Genomic DNA, 2,220 nt, shown 5'->3' on the forward strand with positions numbered 1-2,220 from the left:
GTCGAGAATCTCCTTGTTTTTCGATTTCTTCAGCGCTTGCATGGCCGCCTCGACGTCAAGCACGCCGGCTGTGTAGGCGATGTGGGCGATCTGCGGGTCGCTCGGCTTATCGGAGGCTTGCGCCAACGTTGCTGTGCTGAGCAGGAAAAGCGCTGCCAGTGCGGTGGTCGATCGAATAAACATGACGTTCTCCTTCGCCCGGATGCGAATGGCTCCGGGCATTTCCAGTTGACGATGATTGGATGCCGGGCGGGGGCAAACGTTCCCGGGAATTCGGGAAAAATCAGTCTGTAAAGCCAAGCCGCTGCATCACCCCGGCGGTCAGCCGTTCACACCGGCGGCCGGCGAAGGGGAAGGCATCGAGCAGCACCGGGCCGATCTGATCGTCCAGCGCCTTGCGGACGAGGGCGCGGGCGCGGTGCAGCCGGGTCTTGACGGTTTCAGGCCGCACATCAAGCAATTCTGCGGTCTCGTCTATGCTAAGACCCTCGATCACCCGCGCCACGAATACTGTCCGGTAGACATCGGGAAGGCGATCGGTCGCCCGTTCGACAAGCTCGAGGATCTGCCGTTGCGCCATCGTCCGCTCCGGATCATCGCTGGGATTAAGGGGAAACTTGATGATTTCGGCTTGTAGACTTTGCGGCATCGCTACCGTTCGCCGCCTTTTGCGCAAACGCCCAAGCGCCTCATTGATGACGATGCGCGACAGCCATGTGGCGAGAGAGGATTCGCCGCGAAAATCCCCGAGTTGGGCAAAGGCCCTGACATAGGCCTCCTGCACGATGTCCTCAGCCTCGCTGTCGTTGCGGACGACGCTGCGGGCGATACGATAGAGCCGCTGGTTGTGCATCTTGATAATCGTGCGGAAGGCTCCGCCTTCGCGTGCCAGGGCGCGGCCGACAAGCTGCATCTCGCCAGATGCGGCGGGCATGACGGTCGCAGCCGTGAGCGGTTTCCTCATCGCGAGCCAATCTCCTGACCGGAAGCAAATCCTCCGATCGAAACATTGGACGGGCTAACCGAGAAAAGGTTCCCGAACATTTTTCCCGGCGGCCCGACTACGCTACCGCTTCGACCAGCAGCTTGTCTGCAGCTTGCGCGCGCCGTTGCGGCCAGCAGATGATCAGGCCGAGGATGCGCCTGTTGGAAGACCCTGCCGTCGCTCAAGCAGCCGCCGCCGCAGCGAGGCCGCGCGCCAGATCGGCTTTCAGGTCGTCGACGTCTTCAAGTCCGATCTGCAAGCGGATGAGCGGGCCGTCATAAGGGCCCTTGGCGACGACGCGGTCGCCGAGGAAGACCGGCACGGCAAGGCTCTCATAGCCGCCCCAGGAATAGCCAAGGCCGAATATCCTGAGCGCGTCGAGGAAGGCATGCTGCTGTTTCTGGCCGCCGCCAGCAAGGACGATCGAAAAAATGCCGCTCGAGCCGCAGAAGTCGCGCTTCCAGAGAGCGTGATCGGGGTGGCTGGCAAGCGCTGGATGCAGCACGCGCGCCACGCCCGGCTGGCCCTCCAGCCAGCCGGCGATGGCCAGTGCGCTGCGCTGATGGTGGTCGAGGCGCACACCCATGGTGCGCAGGCCGCGCAGCACCTGATAGACATCGTCCGGCCCAGCGCAGCAGCCCATCGTGTAGAACGTCTCGCAAAGCTGTTTCCAGCAGGCCTTGTTGGCCGACGCGGTGCCGAGCAGCACATCGGAATGGCCAGCCGGGTATTTCGTCGCCGCATGAATCGAGATGTCGACGCCGTGGTCGAGCGGGCGGAAGTAGAGCGGCGTCGCCCAGGTGTTATCCATCATGACGATCGCGCCTGCCGCGTGTGCCGCGCTGGCGATGGCCGGTATGTCCTGCACCTCGAACGTGTTGGAGGCCGGCGATTCGGTGAACACGACCCTGGTGTTGGGCTTGATCAGCGCCGCTATACCGGCACCGACATGCGGATCGTAGTACTCAACCTCGACGCCCAGCCGTTTCAGCATCGTGTCGGCGAAATTGCGGGTCGGGTGATAGACGGAATCGACGATCAGGACATGGTCGCCCGCCGACAGGAAGGCGAGCAGCGGGACCGTCACCGCCGCCAGGCCCGAGGGCACCAGGATCGTGCCGGCCGAGCCTTCGAGCGCGTCGATCGCGCCGGCAAGCGCGTCGGTGGTCGGCGTGCCGCGCGTGCCGTAGGTGTATTTCTGGCTGCGTGCCGCCATCGTCGCCGCGTTGGGATAG

The 2,220-nt window shown here is 63.7% G+C and carries 2 protein-coding genes and 1 pseudogene; all 3 read right to left on the minus strand.

Annotation, left to right across the window (positions count from 1 at the left end; all coding sequences use genetic code 11):
- Positions 1 to 183: pseudogene (locus EOA86_RS31580) on the minus strand (DUF4142 domain-containing protein); the annotation flags it as partial.
- Positions 184 to 283: 100 nt separating this feature from the next.
- On the minus strand, positions 284 to 964 hold the full coding sequence (locus EOA86_RS31585) for an RNA polymerase sigma factor (RefSeq protein WP_164892183.1): 681 nt from the start codon (positions 962 to 964) through the stop codon (positions 284 to 286).
- A gap of 202 nt (positions 965 to 1,166) precedes the next feature.
- Positions 1,167 to 2,220, minus strand: a 1,054-nt coding sequence (locus tag EOA86_RS31590; protein WP_128345189.1) for a cystathionine beta-lyase, incomplete at its 5' end; no start/stop codon positions are given.

The organism is Mesorhizobium sp. M5C.F.Ca.IN.020.32.2.1, assembly GCF_004023105.1.
Taxonomy (GTDB): Bacteria; Pseudomonadota; Alphaproteobacteria; order Rhizobiales; family Rhizobiaceae; genus Mesorhizobium; species Mesorhizobium wenxiniae.